General features: G+C 62.5%; 14 protein-coding genes and 1 tRNA gene. 10 read left to right on the top strand and 5 right to left on the bottom strand.

The window, feature by feature from the left end; all coding sequences use genetic code 11:
* Positions 1 to 11 precede the first annotated feature (11 nt).
* Positions 12 to 179 carry a 50S ribosomal protein L33 gene (gene rpmG / locus AC56KL_RS15340; RefSeq protein ID WP_005665735.1) on the top strand — a complete coding sequence of 56 codons (168 nt, stop codon included), beginning with the start codon at positions 12 to 14 and terminating at the stop codon, positions 177 to 179.
* Positions 180 to 364: 185 nt separating this feature from the next.
* Positions 365 to 1,123 (top strand): hypothetical protein, encoded by a 759-nt coding sequence (locus AC56KL_RS15335; RefSeq protein WP_497181025.1) that lies wholly within the window; start codon positions 365 to 367, stop codon positions 1,121 to 1,123.
* Between the two features lie 142 nt (positions 1,124 to 1,265).
* On the opposite strand, the gene AC56KL_RS15330 is transcribed toward AC56KL_RS15335, so the two are convergent.
* The 5 genes from AC56KL_RS15330 to AC56KL_RS15310 all read right to left on the bottom strand — a co-directional run bounded on the left by AC56KL_RS15330 (position 1,266) and on the right by AC56KL_RS15310 (position 6,388).
* Positions 1,266 to 2,480, bottom strand: coding sequence for a DesA family fatty acid desaturase (locus tag AC56KL_RS15330; RefSeq protein WP_497181024.1), 1,215 nt, complete (start codon positions 2,478 to 2,480; stop codon positions 1,266 to 1,268).
* A gap of 125 nt (positions 2,481 to 2,605) precedes the next feature.
* Positions 2,606 to 3,925, bottom strand: coding sequence for a mechanosensitive ion channel family protein (locus AC56KL_RS15325; protein ID WP_497181023.1), 1,320 nt, complete (start codon positions 3,923 to 3,925; stop codon positions 2,606 to 2,608).
* Positions 3,926 to 3,934: 9 nt separating this feature from the next.
* Positions 3,935 to 5,257: an RsmB/NOP family class I SAM-dependent RNA methyltransferase gene (locus AC56KL_RS15320; RefSeq protein WP_497181022.1), complete on the bottom strand. Its 1,323-nt coding sequence runs from the start codon at positions 5,255 to 5,257 to the stop codon at positions 3,935 to 3,937.
* 12 nt (positions 5,258 to 5,269) lie between these two features.
* Entirely contained in the window at positions 5,270 to 5,896 is a 627-nt protein-coding gene (gene purN, locus AC56KL_RS15315; RefSeq protein ID WP_497181021.1) for a phosphoribosylglycinamide formyltransferase, read from the bottom strand.
* 84 nt (positions 5,897 to 5,980) lie between these two features.
* Complete coding sequence (locus AC56KL_RS15310) at positions 5,981 to 6,388, bottom strand: barstar family protein (protein WP_497181187.1); 408 nt, start codon at positions 6,386 to 6,388, stop codon at positions 5,981 to 5,983.
* A 407-nt stretch (positions 6,389 to 6,795) separates the two neighbouring features.
* On the opposite strand from AC56KL_RS15310, the gene AC56KL_RS15305 reads away from it, so the two are divergent.
* From AC56KL_RS15305 to AC56KL_RS15270, 8 genes are all read left to right on the top strand, one after another.
* Complete coding sequence (locus tag AC56KL_RS15305) at positions 6,796 to 7,314, top strand: glycine zipper 2TM domain-containing protein (protein WP_497181020.1); 519 nt, start codon at positions 6,796 to 6,798, stop codon at positions 7,312 to 7,314.
* 75 nt (positions 7,315 to 7,389) lie between these two features.
* Complete coding sequence (locus AC56KL_RS15300; protein WP_497181019.1) at positions 7,390 to 8,172, top strand: spermine/spermidine synthase domain-containing protein; 783 nt, start codon at positions 7,390 to 7,392, stop codon at positions 8,170 to 8,172.
* A gap of 8 nt (positions 8,173 to 8,180) precedes the next feature.
* Entirely contained in the window at positions 8,181 to 10,013 is a 1,833-nt protein-coding gene (tfpB, locus tag AC56KL_RS15295; protein ID WP_497181018.1) for a type IV pilus assembly ATPase TfpB, read from the top strand.
* A gap of 63 nt (positions 10,014 to 10,076) precedes the next feature.
* A tRNA-Lys gene (locus AC56KL_RS15290) sits at positions 10,077 to 10,152 on the top strand.
* Positions 10,153 to 10,579: 427 nt separating this feature from the next.
* Entirely contained in the window at positions 10,580 to 11,122 is a 543-nt protein-coding gene (locus AC56KL_RS15285; protein ID WP_497181017.1) for an AcrVA2 family anti-CRISPR protein, read from the top strand.
* A gap of 55 nt (positions 11,123 to 11,177) precedes the next feature.
* On the top strand, positions 11,178 to 13,991 hold the full coding sequence (locus tag AC56KL_RS15280; protein WP_497181016.1) for a type VI secretion system Vgr family protein: 2,814 nt from the start codon (positions 11,178 to 11,180) through the stop codon (positions 13,989 to 13,991).
* Between the two features lie 61 nt (positions 13,992 to 14,052).
* Entirely contained in the window at positions 14,053 to 16,353 is a 2,301-nt protein-coding gene (locus tag AC56KL_RS15275) for a T6SS effector phospholipase Tle3 domain-containing protein (RefSeq protein WP_497181015.1), read from the top strand.
* Positions 16,350 to 18,107, top strand: a complete 1,758-nt coding sequence (locus AC56KL_RS15270) for a type VI lipase adapter Tla3 domain-containing protein (RefSeq protein WP_497181014.1) — start codon at positions 16,350 to 16,352, stop codon at positions 18,105 to 18,107. Before AC56KL_RS15275 ends, AC56KL_RS15270 begins: the two co-directional genes overlap by 4 nt.
* The last annotated feature ends 114 nt before the right edge of the window (positions 18,108 to 18,221 follow it).

Genomic DNA, 18,221 nt, shown 5'->3' with positions numbered 1-18,221 from the left:
AGGGAGCTATCATGGCAAAAACTGGCCGCGACAAAATCAAGCTGGAATCGACCGCAGGTACCGGTCACTTCTACACCACCACCAAGAACAAGCGCACCATGCCGGCGAAGATGGAAATCACCAAATTCGACCCGAAGGCACGCAAGCACGTGATCTACAAGGAAACCAAGATCAAGTAATCGATCTTGTTTTACCCGGAAAAAAGCCGCCCGTTTCGACTGGCGGCTTTTTTGCGTCCATGCCATGCGAGCGCATCCCGGAATACAACAGTGATTTGCGCATCCGCAGCCAGGCGACTGCATCCATTGCAATTTTCGCCAGGGCGTGAAAGCATAGGCGTGTTGTCGACTCCATCACGAACGGCATGTCCCCGCTACCGAAGCTGCTTGCGCTGACCTTCCCTGCGCTGTCCGGCCTTGCCGCCTGGGCGATCCTGGCATTGCCTGCGCATGCCCAGGCGCCTGCTCCTGCAGGCATGCCGACCGTGGAAGTCAAGGCCTCGCACACGCGCATGCTGCCCTATAAAGACCTGTTCTACCCCATGGCCAAGGCGGTCCGGCAGCGCCTCGCGGGACGGGCCGTCCTGGCCGTGCAATTGCGCCCGGCCCGGCCCGGCGTGCGTACCGACGACCTGGCCGTCTGGCTGGAAGGCGGCGGCGAATCGCTGCCCGTGCCGGCAGGCGAGCACGGCGTGTACATCGTGCCGGTGGCCGAGCGCATCGCTGAACAGAACGGCGGCCTGTCGATCAACATGAACCCGTCCGACCTGCGCGCCAACCTGGTGCTGGTGCCGACCCTGGCGCCGGACGCCTGGACGATGGGCGAACTGCGGCGCCTGCTGCACGATGTCCACGCCACCCTGGATCCGCTGGTGCCCTGGCACCATCGCTTGCTGGCCTGGGCCTTCACGCGCAGGCTGGGCCTGTCCGTGTGCAGCCTGTCGCCGCGCGCCCACGTCGAGGTCGTCGACGGCGGCCGGCCGCTGGCGCGCTACCCCACCAGCGAACCGGCACGCAACCATGCGAACTCCCCGGTCTTTTGCCACCGTTTCACCGGCAACGAAGACTTCGATCCGCGTGCGCGCCTGGTGCTGCCGGACGATGCGCAGGTCCTGCTGATCTAGTACCCGGGCAGAGTTCAGCCAGCCGTTGCGACGCCGCACATCCATTCATGCGGAACCTGAACGCGCGGTCGGAAAACCCGACCACCCTACGAAAAAAAAGCGGCTCCCGAAGGAGCCGCTCGTCATTGCAACACCAGGTCGCTTATGCGTAGCTGCGCAGGCGCAGCGAGAAGTCCTGCAAGGACTTGATGCCCGAGGCCTCGGCACGCGCGCACCAGTCCTGCAGCTGTTGCAGCAGCTGGTCGCGGGTTGCGTGCGAGCGTTCCCAGATCGCGCCCAGTTCCACGCGCATCTGGTGCATGGTCTCCAGGGCCTTGCTGTGCTGGAACAGCTCGACCAGTTGCTGCTTTTGCGACGACTCCAGCTTGGCCGGCTCGCGCTGCATCAGCTTGCGCGAGCTCTTCAGGAAACGGGTTTCCAGCTCGGCCTTGTTTTTCAGGTGCTCGAATTCCTCGCGGAAAGCGTAGCGCACCGACTTGGCATACTTGGCCATCACGTCGTAGCGGTTCGCGATCACCGACTGCAGGGTGTCGAGGTCGGCCACTTGCTTGCCCTTGGCGAATTCCGGCTTCGGCGCCACCTTCTTGACCTTGGCCAGGCGCAGGGTTTCGAGGATGCGGATGTAGCCCCAGCCCAGGTCGAACTCGTACCATTTGCTCGACAGCTTGGCCGAGGTGGCGAAAGTGTGGTGGTTGTTGTGCAGTTCCTCGCCGCCGATCAGGATGCCCCACGGCACGATGTTGGTGGCGGCATCACTGCAGTCGTAGTTACGGTAGCCCCAGTAATGGCCGATGCCGTTGATGATGCCGGCCGCGGTGATCGGGATCCACATCATCTGCACCGCCCACACCGAGATGCCGACGATGCCGAACAGCGCCACGTCGATGAAGAACATCAGCACCACGCCCATGGCGCTGTGCCTGGTGTACAGGTTACGTTCGATCCAGTCGTCCGGGGTGCCGTGGCCGTACTTCTCCATCGTTTCCTTGACCTTGCTCTCGGCACGGTACAGCTCTGCGCCCTCGAACAGCACCTTGCGGATGCCGCGCGTCTGCGGGCTGTGCGGATCTTCTTCGGTATCGCACTTGGCGTGGTGCTTGCGGTGGATCGATGCCCATTCCTTGGTCACCTGGCCGGTGGTCAGCCACAGCCAGAAGCGGAAGAAGTGGCTCGGGATCGCGTGCAGCTCCAGTGCGCGGTGCGCCTGGTGGCGGTGCAGGTAGATCGTCACTGCGGCGATCGTGATGTGCGTCAGCACCAGCGTAGCGAAGAAAACCTGCCAGCCGGTGAAGTCGAGCAGGCCGGTCGACAGGAAGGTCAGCACTGCTTGCACGGGTTCGCTACTAATGAAATTCATTCAGTCTCCATGGATATCGCGTCGGCACACCAAACAGGCGCGGTGGCTCTCATTCGTCATTTTACGCGGTTCCACTGATTCACGGCACGCGAACGCGCGGTTTCACGCCTGTTTTACGTCTTGTTTCAGGTTGGACTCGGAGTACGCGCCATGACCGATGTGATATGGGCATCGAGCAGGCGCGTATCCATGGACGGATGGCCCAGTTTGATCTCCCCTGTCTGTACAAGTGCATAGATCTTCCGGTTGACATCGGAAATCGGCCCGCCCTGCCCGTTTTCCGGGTCGCCCAGCCAGAATCCCAGCTCCAGCTCGTAGCCGTCATGGGTGAACGCATTGAGCAGCACGTTCGGCGCCGGCTGTTCCAGCACCCGGGGCACGCCGCGCGGCTGGGCTTCCAGCAGGGGCATGACGACGGACAGGTCGCTGTCGTAGGAAACGGTCAGCTTCGTCACGGCCCGCACGTTGCGGTTGGTCAAGGACTGGTTCAGCACGACGCCGGTGATCAGCATTTCGTTGGGCAGCAGGGTCTGGGTGCCGTCGGCGCCGCGCAGCACGGTGTAGCGGGTGTTGATGCGCGCCACCTTGCCGGAATACTTGTCCAGCGTGATGGGATCGCCGATCGTCAGGCTGCGCTCCAGCAGGATGATGAAGCCGGACACGTAATTACTCGCGATACGCTGCATGCCAAGACCCAGGCCAACGCCCAGCGCGCCCCCGAACACGGACAGTACGGTCAGGTCCAGGCCGGCAAGCGACAGGCTGAACAGGACGGCGACGAGGATCAGCACCGCGCGGCTCATGCGCGCCAGCACCACCCGGATCGAGGTATGCATGCGCTCGACGTTCATCAGGCGCTCTTCCAGCGCTGTGCCGGCCCACAGGGCCAGCATCATCAGCACGACAATCGAGACGATACCTTCGACCAGGTCAGCCAAGGTCAGCTTGTGCTTCCCGACCGGCAGATAAGTTTTCTCGAAGAAACGGATCACATCGGGCAGCACACCCGTGATGTGCAGGGCCACGCCCATCCACACCACCAGGGCAAAGATCTTTTCAAAGGTCCGCAGTGCCTCGCCCAGCTGGCCGCGGCGTGCGAACACCCGGCGCAGCAGGTAGAAGAAGGTGCGAATCACCGCGAACGAGGACGCCAGGGGCACCGCGACGTCGAGCAGGTGCACGCTCTGGTAACTTGCCATGACGGCGCGCGTGACCACCAGCAGGCCCAGGATCAGCAGCGGCGGCAGCACGCGGCTGAAGCTGGCCATGCCCAGCCCGATCAGGCCCCGGTGCTGGTCGCGATGGCTGTCCAGCCAGGAACGATGCATCAGCCGCGCCAGCCCCCATCCCACCGCGACGCACAGGACGATGGCCAGCATCTGCCACAGGATGACAGGCTTGCGGAAGTCGCCGAGCAGGTCGGCCAGCAATTGCTGGAGCGGCATGTTGCGGCGTTAGGCTTCTTCGTCGCCGGCCTCGTCGGCCTCATCAGCGACTTCTGCCGACTCGGCCGCCTTGGCCTTCGCCTTGCGCTGCATGACGGCGGCGAAAAAGCCGTCGGTCTGGTGCTTGTGCGGCAGCATCTTGAGATACTGGTCCATCTCGAGCGGAATCTTCTGCTCGGCCAGCACGTCCTTCATGGGCACCAGTTCGAAGTCCGGATGGCTGGACAGGAATTGCTCGACGATGAAGTCGTTCTCTTCGTTCAGCAGGCTGCAGGTGGCATACACGAGGCGGCCGCCGGTCTTGACCAGGCGCGCGGCGCCGTCCAGGATCGCGGCCTGCTTTTCCTGCATCTCGCCGATGGCCTCCGGGCGCTGGCGCCACTTGACGTCCGGGTTGCGGCGCAGGGTGCCGAGCCCACTGCACGGGGCGTCGACCAGCACGCGGTCGATCTTGCCGGCCAGGCGCTTGATCTTGGCGTCGCGCTCATGCGCGATGAGCACCGGATGCACGTTCGACAGACCGCTGCGCGCCATGCGCGGCTTCAGCTTTGCCAGGCGCTTTTCCGACACGTCGAAGGCGTACAGGCGCCCGGTATTGCGCATGGTGGCGCCCAGCGCCAGCGTCTTGCCGCCGGCGCCGGCGCAGAAGTCGACCACCATCTCGCCGCGGCGCGCGCCCAGGATCTGGGCCAGCACCTGGCTACCCTCGTCCTGCACTTCGATCGCGCCCTCCTTGAACAGCGGCAGGTTCTGCAGCGCAGGCTTCTTGAGCACGCGCAGGCCCAGCGGCGCGTACCGCATCGGCTCGGCGGCGATCGGCGCCTTGGCCAGCTCGGCGATCACGTCCTCGCGGTTGGCCTTGATGGAATTGACGCGCAGGTCGAGCGGCGCCGGGGTATTCAGCACGGCGGCCAGCTCGAGCGCCTCGGCTTCGCCGAACTGCGCCACCAGCTTCTCGTACAGCCAGGCCGGCAGGTTGGCCTGCATCTGCGGGGGCAGCAGCTTGCGGTCGACTTCCCTGGCGCGGGTGAGAAGATGGGTTTCGTCTTCGCTCAGGCCGCCGAGGGCGTCGATGCCGGCCGTTTCGGCCAGGCCCAGCAGGGCCAGCTTGCGCATCGACGGCGTGTTGCCCGAGCCTGCGAAATCGGTGTAGAAGGACTTGTTGCGCAGGACGGCATACACCGCTTCGGCGATGACGCCGCGCTCGCGGCCACCGAAACGCGGGTGGTCCTTGAAGTAGCGCGACAGGGTGACGTCGGCAGGCGACGTGAAGCGCAGGATATCGCGCAATACTTCCTCAGTATTGCCGATGATCGCTGGAGGCAATCTCATGGTGTTCCTTAATCAGATACTTGTGGGTTCGGCAGGCGCGAGAATGCGCACATCGCCGTTGTCGATACGCAGCCTGTCTTCGACGAACAGGCGCACCGCATAGGGGTAGAGCTTGTGTTCCTCGACCAGCACGCGGGCCGACAGCGTCGCTTCGGTGTCGCCAGGAAGCACCGGCACGCGCGCCTGCGCCACGACCGGGCCGTGATCGAGCTCGGCCGTCACGAAATGGACGGTGGCGCCATGTTCCTTCTCGCCCGCGTCGATCGCCTGCTGGTGCGTGCCCAGGCCCGGGAACAGCGGCAGCAGCGACGGATGGATGTTCAGCATGCGGCCTGCGTAGTGCTCGACGAAGGGCGCCGTCAGGATGCGCATGAAGCCGGCAAGCACGACCAGGTCGGGCGCGAAGCGGTCGATCGTTTCCTGCAGCGCCGCGTCGAACTCGGCGCGGGTGGCAAACTCCTTGTTGGCCACGACGGCCGTCGGGATGCCGCGGGCCTGGGCGAACTCCAGGCCTTTCGCTTCCGGCTTGTTGCTGATGACGGCCGCGACTCTGGCCGGCCAGCCTTCGTTTTCCAGGGCGCGCACGAGCGCTTCCATGTTGCTACCACGGCCGGAAATGAGGATCACGATATTTTTCATACCCCGCATTGTACCGTATCGCAGGCAGCCAACCGTCGCCGATGAGCGCCGGCGGCAGAGCCGCGCCGGGCGCTTGCCGGCCGCTTATGCGGGGATCGCGAAGGAGTAGAATACCCGGAACGGCACCCGCTTTTCGGCCCAGAATTCGGCCGCATCGCGGAATACGTCGAGCAGGTTCTCGCGTGCTTCCTTGTCGAATTTCTGCGCACTCGGCAATTGTTCGAGCACGACGAGGAAACCGGGCTGCGGGCCGGCCTCGTTCACGGTTTCGGTAAGGCACTTGCGCAAGGCATCGAAATTCTTGCTGCAGGGTTTAGGGAAATAAAAGTTTTCGCCGATGCGGGTGCACACCTGCTGCTTGGTCAGCGTATTGGCGCAATGCGCATACAGGAAATGATGACCCAGGCGCGCGGCCTCCTGCTGCAGCTCGACGACGCGGAAGGCGCGGATCGACTGCACAAGATTAGGCGGCACTCTCATCAACAAACTCATTTTTTCCTCAGTGACCATGTCGGTGTGACGTAGCGCCCTGGGCGCTACCCTGCGCGACGGTTGGCATCCGCCGCCTGTTCTCTCCCGCTGTCGTTTCCACGCGCCAATAAAACCCTGATTTGTGTAAGGGTAACGTTTTGTGGTATTGGAAGCAACCCAAATGTGATCCACGGAATTGCATTTGTAAAAATTGGTATGTCGACATATGCACGACTTACGCTTGCATCAATGCCTCTTCCATTCGGGCGGCAGCGTGTCGCGTATTGCGTTGCTGTTACATTTTGTTGCCACGGGGATCCGATGGCCCGCGCGGATCGGATTACCATAGGAGCCATGGAAGTCCGGTCGGTTCCCGCCCCACCAGACCCGTCGAATATGTCCGAAACATGTCCAACACGAGGTAGAACATGAACATTCAAGTCAAACTGATCATCGCTGCCATGGGCCTCGCCGCCCTGCCGCTGGCCCAGGCCCAGGCCCAGGATTTCGAAGATTTCGGCCGCGTGGTGCGGGTGCAGCCGCGGGTGGAACAGATCCGCATGCCGCGCCAGGAATGCCGTACCGAATACGTGCAGGTGCCGGTCGAGCAGCAGCGTGGCGTGGGCGGCGGCATTGTCGGCGGCATCGTCGGCGGCCTGCTCGGCAACCAGGTCGGCAGCGGCAGCGGCCGTGTCGCCGCGACGGCGGCCGGCGCCATCGCCGGCGCCATGGTGGGCGACCGTACGGAAAACAACAACCGTCCGCAAGGCGGCGTGCAGGAACAGGCGGTGCGCCAGTGCCGCACCGTCGACGCCATCGAGACCCGCACCAATGGCTATGACGTCACCTACGAATACCGCGGCCAGACCCATACCGCCCTGATGAACCGCGATCCCGGCAACCGCGTGCGCCTGCGCGTGTCGGTGCAGCCGCTCGACGCTTACTGATCCATCCGCGGGTTCTCGCGCTTGCGCTGCGAGAACCCCTCCCCCGATAATAGGGCGATTCAACCAGGTCGCCCTATGCTCATCAAACGCAAATCCATCGAACAGGCCGAATCCTCGCGCCGCCCCACGCGCAAGCCCAGGTTCGCCCCCGTCACCCTGTCCGAACAGGATGGTGTCCGCTATCTCCATTTCGGCACCGAGTGGGTGCAGGGCGCCATGCGCATCCGCAAGCCGGACTGGCCGGAGCTGGAATACGCCCAGCAGATGATGGCCTGGATGCTGTTCATCGAGGCGCCCCGTGCGATTGCCCAACTGGGGCTCGGCGCAGCCACCTTGACCAAGTTCTGCTACCGCCAGTTCCCTGATGCGAGCGTCACCGCCGTCGAACTCAATGAATCGGTGATCACGATCTGCGCCTCGATGTTCAAGCTGCCCCCCGGCGACGAGCGCCTGAACGTGCTGGAGATGGATGCGATGGATTTCGTGACCGACCCGGCCAGGCACGGCGCCTTCGACGTGCTGCAATGCGACCTGTACGACGCCACCGCGCGCGGCCCGGTGCTCGACACGCCGGAGTTCTACCAGGCCTGCAACGATTGCCTGCGCGATGGCGGGATCATGACGGTGAACCTGTTCGGCGACCATCCGAGCTTCGCCAAGAACATCAAGGCCATGAAATTCGCTTTCGCGCAGGTGATCTGCCTGCCCGAAGTCCACGACGGCAATGTGGTGGCCCTGTGCTTCCGCGACCGTCCCCAGATGGACGAGGAAGCGCTGGCGGCCCGCGCGGCGCAGATCGTGGCGGCCACCAGGTTGCCGGCGAAATCCTGGGTCAAGGGCATCCTCGCCGCCGATTGAAGCCCAGCATGACGACCTCGCGGGAGCCGGACCTGAATACGCAAGCCACCTCAACCGCCAACAAGGCGCCGCGCCTGCGGGCACTGGACCTGCAGTCGATTTTTTCGTGGCTGCTCGCGGACGGCATCGTCACCAAGGAACACGTCAAGACGCAGTTCGCGCATGCGCAGGCCATCCTGAAGAACGCGGCCGGCTCGATGCATCCGCTGACCGCGGTGGCCCAGTGCAAGCTGGTATCGACGCTGCCGCCGCACCGGCTCTTGACCCTCGACGTGCTGACCGAATGGTGCGCCACCAAGGTCGGCCTGCCCTTCATCCGCATCGACCCTTTGAGAATCGATTTCACCAGGGTGGCCGATGTGATGTCGGCCAGCTACGCGGCGCGCTTCAACATCCTGCCGGTGGACATGACCGGCTCGACCCTGGTGGTGGCGACGGCCGACCCGGCCAATATCGAATGGGAAGCAGAGATCGCCAAGGTGTCGCGCCGCAAGATCGAGCTGGTGCTGGCCAATCCGCTCGACATCGCCCAGTACATCTCGCAGTTCTTCAGCCTGGCCAAGACCATCCGCGACGCCAACCGCCACACCGGGCAGGACGTGGCGATGCGCAGCAATTTCGAGCAACTGGTCGAGCTGGGCAAATCGAACAAGCAGTTCGACGCGAACGACCAGCACATCGTCAACATCGTCGACTGGCTGTGGAGCTATGCCTTCGAGCAGCGCGCCTCGGACATCCACCTGGAACCGAAGCGCGACTTCGCCATGATCCGCTTTCGCATCGACGGCGTGCTGCACCAGGTGTACCAGGTGCCCGCGGTCGTCATGATCGCGATGACCGCGCGCATCAAGCTGCTGGGCCGCATGGACGTGATCGAGAAGCGGCGCCCGCAGGACGGCCGCATCAAGACGCGCACGAACGGCGGGCAGGAAGTGGAACTGCGCCTGTCGACGCTGCCGACGGCCTTTGGCGAAAAGCTCGTCATGCGCATCTTCGACCCCGAGGTGGTGGTCAAGACCCTGCCGGAACTGGGCTTCCCGCCGGACGATGCGGCGCGCTGGGATGCGCTGACCACGCGGCCCCACGGGATCATCCTCGTCACCGGGCCGACGGGGTCGGGCAAGACCACCACGCTGTACACGACGCTGAAGGCGCTGGCCACCAGCGAGGTGAACGTGTGCACGGTGGAGGATCCGATCGAGATGGTCGAGGCCTCGTTCAACCAGATGCAGGTGCAGCCGGGGATCGACCTGTCGTTCGCCGACGGCGTGCGCGCGCTGATGCGGCAGGACCCGGACATCATCATGGTGGGTGAGATCCGCGATTTGCAGACGGCCGAGATGGCGATCCAGGCGGCGCTGACGGGGCACCTGGTGTTCTCGACACTGCACACGAACGACGCGCCGGCGGCCGTGGTGCGTTTGCTCGAATTGGGGGTGCCGGATTATTTGCTGGAAGCGACCCTGATCGGCGTGATGGCGCAGCGGCTGGTGCGCACGCTCTGCCCCGACTGCAAGGCGCCTGGGGGCGAGTTAAGCGACGAGGTATGGCAGGGAATTGGCGGGACATGGAATATTCCGAAGCCGTCGACCGTGTATCGGCCGATCGGCTGTCCGGAATGCCGGCAGACTGGTTATCGTGGACGGACGGGCATCTACGAACTGCTGACGGTGAGCGATGGATTTGCGCGCGTGATCCGGGAATCGGGCGACATCCAGAAACTGCGACAGCAGAGTGTGCTCGATGGCATGAAGCCGCTGCGCATTGCGGGGGCGATGAAGGTGGTCGAGGGGGTCACCACGGCGGACGAGGTGTTGAAGGTCACTGCGGCGCTGGCGTGACAGTAGCTTGTTCAGGTAGCACTAGCGCAAACCGCAATGCCCGGCTATAATGCTGCCTCTTTCGGGTCGTTAGCTCAGCTGGTAGAGCAGCGGACTTTTAATCCGTTGGTCGCAGGTTCGAATCCCGCACGGCCTACCACGAATTTGCAGTATCAAATGAAGGCGTTACGAGTGATCGTGACGTCTTTTTTTGTATCTGCGGCAGTCCCCTCTCTACCCACTGTGCCGTGCTTGTGACGCGCAGCAGCCCATCCTTTGAACGCGCCTCGATGTGAGGTCGGGATTTGTCTACCGGACCGGTGGTAGTCCAATTGTCCATTCTCGCGTTCGCTACGAGTGCCGGAATGTTGATTTTCATTGGCGTAATGCGCCACCTAGATGCGAAGCTGATGGGAACCGGCATCTTGTTCTGAGCACATCGGCTTTAGTCCAAAAATACATGACTGACGACTGTTGCGTTTGCTCAAGTTTCACCGTTGCATAACCTTGAATAATTAAAAGGTTTCATTGCAGCAGATAGCAGCTATCTCAAACGCAGATGGTCGACCATGGCAGATACCCAACTAATGATCGTCTACGCCTCGAACGACAGGGGCATCAGTGCGCGACTGCTGCGCGGCCCTTTGCTTTCGCCGGAGGAGGCCGTCATGGAATGGGCCGAGGAGATCTTGACGCCTGAAAATGGCCAGCGCGCGACCGACGACGATGTGCTGATAAAGCTGATCAACAACATGGTGAAAGTGTTCCTGTACCTCGGCCTGAAGGACGCGCGCAAAGAGGTCAACACGGAACACAGCGCCGCACTGAAGCGATTGGCAGGCGTCGGCCCGAAAAAGCAGGCCAAACTGCAGCGCCGTATCGATTCCCTGTATGACCGCATCACGGTCGGCCCTGCGAGCACACCGGCGATCCTGCCGGCGCCTGGCGCGGCCGGCATCAGGGCGCCGCACTGGCGGCGCGGCCATTTCCGAGCCCAGCCGTGCGGCCCCGCCCGCAGTTCACGCAAGTTGATCTTCGTCGCTCCCATCCTCATCCATGCCGACCAACTGGGCGGCCAGGCGCTGCCACCAAAAGCATACGAGCTTACAACAGGTCGCGCACGCCCCTGACGAGCGGGGGGAATCCGCGAAGCAGCACATCCAACCTGATGGGGAATAACGACACATGACAGCTAACGACATAGCGACCGCATTCGGCCTTACTCAGTACAAACTCGCAACCTGCAACCGCCCGCTTCGCCTGATCCTGGAGAGCGATGATGGCGGCGGCGCCGAGTCACTACTTCCTCAAAGGGTTGTTGGCAGTGAAGCGATCTGCGATGGCTTCGAGTTCCAGATTCTCTGCGTGGCCGAAAGCGCGACACTGCAGCTCAAGAACTTCATCGGCGCGCCTTGCGAGCTGCAAATCGTCACCGACCGTGGGCAACTGCGCCGCATTTGCGGCATCGTTACGGAAACGGCATCCGGCCAGAGCGATGGCGGCCTCGCTACCTATCAGCTGATCATCCGTGACGCGCTATCGGTGCTGGAAGACAGGTTCAACACACGCGTTTTCCGGGACAAGAACGAACTGGACATTATCCAGATACTTGTCAAGGAGTGGCAAAGAAGTATGCCGGTCCTGGCCCGTACTTTCGACCTGCACATCGATCCTCTGCTCACCAGCCGGCAACACCCGCGGCGTACGTTCATCATGCAGCATAACGAGTCAGACGCCGAGTTCATCCGGCGTTTGATGCAGCGACGTGGTATCGCCTGGTTTTTTCGTTCGGGACTAACGAATACAGGTAACTCCTCCAGCCGCGAGCGAACATCCGGTATCGGCCACACGCTGGTCCTGTTCGACGATTCCAGCAAACTCGATCGAAACGAGGCCGGTGAGGTGCGCTTTCACCGCGACGCCGCCACCGAGCAGCGAGACGCCATTACCGGCTGGAGCGCAGTACGCAAGCTCCAGCCGGGCTCTGGCTCGCTGCACAGCTGGGATTACCTACAGCCGCGCAGCACGATGTTCATGACGACCCACGTGGCATCGCAAGCGGACCAGGGAGAACACGGCAACCAGTTAGCCGCCGGACTGGATCAATATCTGGTTGGCGCCCCCCATGTTGGTGACAGCCCGCGCGACCTCACGGAGCTGACCTATACGCAGGTCGCGTACCACGAGTACGCAAGCAAATGCTTCAAAGGCGAAGGCGGGGTGCGCGACCTTGCCGCTGGCGAGTGGTTCAGCTTAAAAGGCCATCCGGAAATCGACACACATCCCGCCAGCGAACGCGAGTTTATCGTCACGTCGCAGCATATCGTCGCCGAGAACAACCTGCCGGTGGAGATCGGCGCACGGGTAAAGCGGCTGTTCGAGCGTAGTGGATGGCCCCGTGACGCAACGACGTCCATCGCTGGCGGCGACGATGAACCGCTGCGCTTCAAGACCCGTTTCGAGTGCGTCCGGCGCACGGTCCGGATCGTCCCGCCACGCCCGGTCGTGCCACCTCCCCAACTGCAGAGTGCAATCGTTGTTGGCCCGGAAAACGAAGTAGTCTGGTGCGATCATCTCGGCCGAGTCAAGGTCCGTTTTCTCGCTACACGGCCAGAGGACCATGCACACGCAGCTGGCGCCGGCAGTTCGGATTCGGATCGCGACTCGGCCTGGGTACGGGTAGCCTCGAACTGGGCTGGCGACGGACCAGGCAACAGTGGCCAGTGCGGCGCGCGCCTGTTGCCGCCCGTCGGCACGGAGGTACTAATCGCCTTCGCCGGGGGAGATCCTGATAAGCCCGTCATCGTGGCCCAGGTGTACAACGGCGCAGCGCCACCCCCGGCATTTGTACGGGAGGACGGACTGCCCGATACCCGCTACCAATCCGGTTTGCGTAGCCGGGAAGTGCGCGGGCAGCGCGGCAACCAGCTCAGGCTGGATGATACCTCAGGCCAGATCAGCGCGCAGTTGGGAAGCGACCACGGCGCGAGTGAACTGAACCTGGGATACCTCACGGAGCCACGGCGGCAGCATGGCGCCCGCCCCCGCGGCGAAGGCGCCGAGTTGCGTACAGACGAAGCGATCGCGTTGCGGGCTGCGCGCGGGATCCTGATCAGCGCCTGGAAGCTGCTCGGCGGCGCCGGTACCAAAGGCCCCCAGTTGGCACGCGACGATTATCTGAACCTTCTGCGCGAGTGCGGCGAGCTATGCACTTCCCTCGGCAGCTACGCCGCCGAACACAAAGGCCTGGAGATCGATACCAAGGAACAGGAATCTCTGCTTGCACGGTTCAAACAGTGGGAGGATGGCAGCAACACCGCGCCCGAAGCTGCTGAACCAAGGGAACCGGTCATCGCGATGACCTCACCCGCCGGGATTGGTTTCGCGAGTTCCAAAGCCATCGTGAGCTACTCGGCTACCAACATCGATACGGCCGCCCAGCAGCATCTGCAGCTCACCGCAGGGCAACGCTTCGCAGTCAATGCCGGCAACGGCGTCTCGCTTTTCGCCCGCAGTGGCGGGCTCAATGCGATCGCACACACCGGCACGCTGCTGCTGCAGAGCCAGCACGACGACATCGCTGTCAACTCGGCGAAGGACATCCAGGTAACTGCCAATGAAGGCGCGATTACCGTCGCAGCCAAAAGCATCCTGTTTGTGACGGCAGACGGCTCATTTCTCAAACTGGGCGAAGGATCGCCAGTCCTGGGGAGCAGACAAGCGCTCAAGTTCCATGCGCCGGATTTTATCTGGGAGGGCCCCGAGACCATGAACGCCGAGCTTCCCGCATTCAAGAAGGACGGAACCGATCTCGCCTTCGAACCGCGCCTCTACCCCCATCTCGACGGCGGCGTACCCGCGGCCGGACTGGCTTACAAGATCGATTCGCCTGCCGGAAGCAGCGAGGGTGAAACGGACGCTGCGGGCAAAACCACAATTTTGGAACACGAACAGATGCACGCTGCGCGTATTCATTTCGAGGAGAAAGGGCAGTCATGAGCAAAGAAAAGAGCTCCGGGCTTTACAAAAACCGCCCTTCGGCAGAGGCACTGGGGAAGGCATGACCCTGCCGAAAAAAGGGAACAAAAGGATTGTCGGGGTAAGACACAACCTGCCCGGCTCGATCATCATCGTACATGGCGTGAATGACATAGGAGTGAGTTACGACGCTGTCGAATCGGGTTTGTGCGAAGGCCTGGCCGAACGCCTGTGTGGTGATTTGACGCCAGCTACCTACCAGATGCCGCAAGCAGCGGACCGAAACAAGCTGGAGGAAGATCCGGACGCCGTCTTCTACAAGCGCCAGGTCACCGATGAAACCCACAGCCCGGTCATCCCGTTCTACTGGGGCTTCCGGGAAGAAGCGGCGCATGTGCGCCACTGGAAGATGACACCGCATGGACAGGCAACCGACCGTTACGGCAACCGGCTGGACCGGGATTTTTCCAAGGAAGGCGGCCCGTTTGCCAACGCAACGTCCTCGCTTCCGGAAATGTGGAACCGGGGCAAAGGCAACGCCATGGGGGCCATCGACATGGCAGCGCGCGATGCAACCCACCCCCTCCTGAAAAACCCGGGCCGGCTCTACATGATCCTGGCAGCGCGCCGGCTCGCCGCACTCATTACGATGATCCGCGACTACGATGAAAACGAAACGGTCTCGATCGTTGCGCACAGCCAGGGTTGCCTTCTCAGCCTGCTTGCCCAGGCTTTCCTTCTCGATCCGAACATGCAGAAGGAGCAGCCGGGGGCGCGACCGGCCGACACGCTGATCCTGTGCAATCCCCCGTACAGCCTGATCGACGAACTGCCGACGACCGCAGCCCTCGCCGACGGTTATGCGGGCGCAGATGCCTTGATGACGGCGGGGAACAAGAACCGCTACCAATACATCAGCGGTGGACAAACCTTGCACGCCCGTTTGACCACGCTGGCGAACATTGTCAAAGGCGTCCAGGCCAAAAAGCATCCAAGCCCCGCGCTGGCGGAACTGACCGATACAAAAAAGCATTTCGGCGCAGTCGGCCCTAAATGGACGGCCGCAAAAGACCGCGACAATCGAGGCAAGGTCTACCTGTACTTCTCGCCGGAAGACATGACGGTGGCATTCGCCGGTGTCGCGGGGATCGGCTGGCAAGGCGTGCCCGACTTCCTGCGCGGCCACCGGCTGGAAGCTCGCCAGGTGAGTGCGCGTGCATCGTTCAAGGATTTCGCACCACAGCACGCCAAAACGACAGCAGCGCCGACGCAGACAACACGCAAACCGCTTTCGGAGCTGGGCAGTGGCTTCTTTCAGCGCGTTTTCACTCTCAAGCGCCGCCCGGACTCTAGAGGCGGCCAGTTTGTCATGGTCGGGCAACCACCTCACGACTTCGCGCTACGGGTTCCCGGTGAAGACGATCACGCGCACACAGCCGCCAGCGACTCGCTTACAAGCAATCATTTCTTGCGGGAGCGCTTACCCGCCCAGGACGACGCGCCCAGCGACGCTTCTCCGGAAGAGCGGGCTCGATTCGGGCTGCGCCGTATCACCGGCGAGGCACTGCCAAAGCCGATTATCGCCAGCATGGGCGAAGGAGCCTTCCCCGATGCCCAGAAGCGCTACGGCGCCAGCGAGAACGTCGACCAGATCGACGCTGCGGTTTCCGTTACCAGCGACTACGGTATTAACGGAAGTCACTGGGAGTGCATCACGGATCCGGGCGGTATCGCGGCGACCCTGCGCGGCTATCAACCGGTTCCGAGCCCGCGTCCCGCCCTGCACAAGGGCAAGGTGGCGAAATGCAGCGAGTATCGTGCGGCATTGACGGAAACGCTCAACCGCGAGAAGAAAAACGAGGACAAGTGCCAGGTAAAAAATGTGTATGCCTGCCTGGAGTTCGACCGTCTCCTCAATCCGCCAAAGCTGTTGATCGAACGGACCGAGACGCCGAACGAGGCGCGCCTGCGCTGGCAGAAGACTGCTGTATCGCGCTCGTTCCACAGCGCGATTTACGGTGGGCGCAAGAACCATCGCCATGTGACCGCCTACGACGTGGCAATCGGCGGCGGGAAGGCGCCGACCGATCCGTTGTTCTACAGATACCTGTGCGCGGTGGCGGACTGGCGGTTGAAGAAACCAACCTGGGGCGAAAAACCTCGCCCCGGCATTCTCACCTGGGAAGCATTCCAGACGCTGTATGCAGCCTACTGGGCGGACGAGCGCCCTTGGCGCAGGGCACTGATCGAAGGAACTAAAGAATACTACTCCACCGGAAAACTGCCTGCCGACCTGCCACTTCCACCTGAGGGACTTCCGCCCGCCCTCGTCGTGGAATCGATGTCCAGACAAGTGGGGAAGGCTGAACGGGTGACTTCATGAGCACTTGCAATGACACGAGGAATCCGGGAGCAAAACAGGAATTTCGCGGCATGCCATGTCGATTGATGCTGGCATTGCTCTTCATGATGTCCGGAAACGTCATCGCGGCAACCAACCAAACGGAGGTAACGATGAGCAAACTATGGTGGCCCTTGGCAGTCCTGCTCGGAATCGGACTGCTCCTCGGAGGGCGCTGGGTGCTGGCGGCACGCGAAGCCGATGCACGCCAGGTGCAGGCCACGGCGGCGGCGTCGAAAGCGCGCGAGCAGCTGGCAGCGGCGAACACCGAGCAAGGACGGCGCGAGTACGTCCTCGAGGTAATCGGTTTGGGGGTTACTCTCGACAAGTACCGGCAGGGCAAGCTGTGGGAGGCGCTCCAGTCCGGTAATCCGTACACCTCACTGCGCGAACACGATCCAAAGAAATATCCCTGGACAAGCACAGACAAGCACGGCTTGACTGGCGGCCGGGTCAACGATGCTTTGCTCAATGGCGCCGGCTATTCGGTGAGCTATTGGGGTACTCCGGTCTTCAATGCGAATCCACCTGACTTCAGCGAAATTCCGGATAGCCCATTATCGCCAATCATGGGATTGGCTGCCGGCGCCGAAGGAGAGGGTATGTCGGACAGTCTGTTCGTCGCCGGCCCGCGCCGCTTCGCAGAGCGGCCTGATCGAATTCTCGAGGAAGTGTTCGACTTCTTCGATGCCAACCCGGACCTGCCATATATCGTGTTGAACTCGGACGATGGGATATACACCCGGGAACTCTCGCAACCTCGTGGAGCGCCACCGCTGGTCAAGGATGGTTACTACGTCCCAGAAATGCCGGACTCGGCAGCGTTGTTCATCCTGGCCCGCCGCGAACGGGTAGACCCGATCCGACCGTTTGTGTACGACGACATCGACGGCTACGAAGTTCCAATGGATGTACTCAACCGCGACGGAGTCGCGCGGCGCCTCTACCTCGGCCATCTTGAATTGTCGCAGTCGTTGCCGCGCGCAGATAAGGACGCTTACTCTCGCCCCCCAACCATCGCCGAATGGCTGGACTTCGCCGCCAAATTCAGCGTTCGTCCCGACATCCGCGGCATCGGCGCGATCAGCTTCCTCGACCGTGAATTGAACGCCAAGCACCGGCCACCTCAGGACTGGAAGCCAACCCCATGGTTCCCCGTCCCCTGGAGCAAAACACAACTCGAGCAATTCGACAAAATGGCCACGCTCGGCTACATCCACCGCCCGGTCTTCGTAAAGACCACCGACGAACACGGCAAGCCGCTAGCCCGGCGCGACGCGCGCCAGAAAGCGCTCCTCGAAGGTTTGCAGGAAGCCCTGCGTACCTTGCCCGAGGCTGAACGGTCCAAGGCGCCAGCGCGCGTAATCGCCGCCACCAACAACCAGACCGAACAACTGGTCGCGCTCGAGAGCATGCTGCACCAGTACGCTGTTCAGGGCGGCCCCGAGATCGATAGCGGCAAGCTCGACAAATTCATCAACATCGACCGGCGCCTCGGCAACACCGGCGCCGCTACCTTGTTCATGGAGATGGCGATCGGCGTCATGGGGAGTTATCGCGCGGGGGGCCCAAGCCTGGCGGTCAACCTGCGCGACCCGCATGAGGCCACTTTCATCTTCATCAGCCCGCCCTCGGAGGAAAAGCGCAAGGCCCAACAGTCACGTGGTGATGTGTTCCGGCCGATCAAATCGATGGCGGTCGATCCAGCAAACTATGCCGTGCCAGAGACCAGGTGATCTTGCCCCGCTTTTCCCAGACACAGCCCGATGCCTATTTAGCGTCAGTTTCCAGAGCCTGACGGCGTCGCTCTTTCCTAAACATGCGCGGCGATTTGTAGCCGAGCGCAGAAT

It is taken from the genome of Telluria sp. ZB4P34 (genome assembly GCF_059686055.1).
This window is presented reverse-complemented; position numbering and strand designations above follow the sequence as displayed.

Excerpts from the sequence above, each read along its gene's own strand:
- rpmG (WP_005665735.1), top strand. The coding sequence starts at position 12 with ATGGCAAAAACTGGCCGCGACAAAATCAAGCTGGAATCGACCGCAGGT.
- AC56KL_RS15335 (WP_497181025.1), top strand. The coding sequence starts at position 365 with ATGTCCCCGCTACCGAAGCTGCTTGCGCTGACCTTCCCTGCGCTGTCC.
- AC56KL_RS15330 (WP_497181024.1), bottom strand. The coding sequence starts at position 2,480 with ATGAATTTCATTAGTAGCGAACCCGTGCAAGCAGTGCTGACCTTCCTG.
- AC56KL_RS15325 (WP_497181023.1), bottom strand. The coding sequence starts at position 3,925 with ATGCCGCTCCAGCAATTGCTGGCCGACCTGCTCGGCGACTTCCGCAAG.
- AC56KL_RS15320 (WP_497181022.1), bottom strand. The coding sequence starts at position 5,257 with ATGAGATTGCCTCCAGCGATCATCGGCAATACTGAGGAAGTATTGCGC.
- purN (WP_497181021.1), bottom strand. The coding sequence starts at position 5,896 with ATGAAAAATATCGTGATCCTCATTTCCGGCCGTGGTAGCAACATGGAA.
- AC56KL_RS15310 (WP_497181187.1), bottom strand. The coding sequence starts at position 6,388 with ATGAGTTTGTTGATGAGAGTGCCGCCTAATCTTGTGCAGTCGATCCGC.
- AC56KL_RS15305 (WP_497181020.1), top strand. The coding sequence starts at position 6,796 with ATGAACATTCAAGTCAAACTGATCATCGCTGCCATGGGCCTCGCCGCC.
- AC56KL_RS15300 (WP_497181019.1), top strand. The coding sequence starts at position 7,390 with ATGCTCATCAAACGCAAATCCATCGAACAGGCCGAATCCTCGCGCCGC.
- tfpB (WP_497181018.1), top strand. The coding sequence starts at position 8,181 with ATGACGACCTCGCGGGAGCCGGACCTGAATACGCAAGCCACCTCAACC.
- AC56KL_RS15285 (WP_497181017.1), top strand. The coding sequence starts at position 10,580 with ATGATCGTCTACGCCTCGAACGACAGGGGCATCAGTGCGCGACTGCTG.
- AC56KL_RS15280 (WP_497181016.1), top strand. The coding sequence starts at position 11,178 with ATGACAGCTAACGACATAGCGACCGCATTCGGCCTTACTCAGTACAAA.
- AC56KL_RS15275 (WP_497181015.1), top strand. The coding sequence starts at position 14,053 with ATGACCCTGCCGAAAAAAGGGAACAAAAGGATTGTCGGGGTAAGACAC.
- AC56KL_RS15270 (WP_497181014.1), top strand. The coding sequence starts at position 16,350 with ATGAGCACTTGCAATGACACGAGGAATCCGGGAGCAAAACAGGAATTT.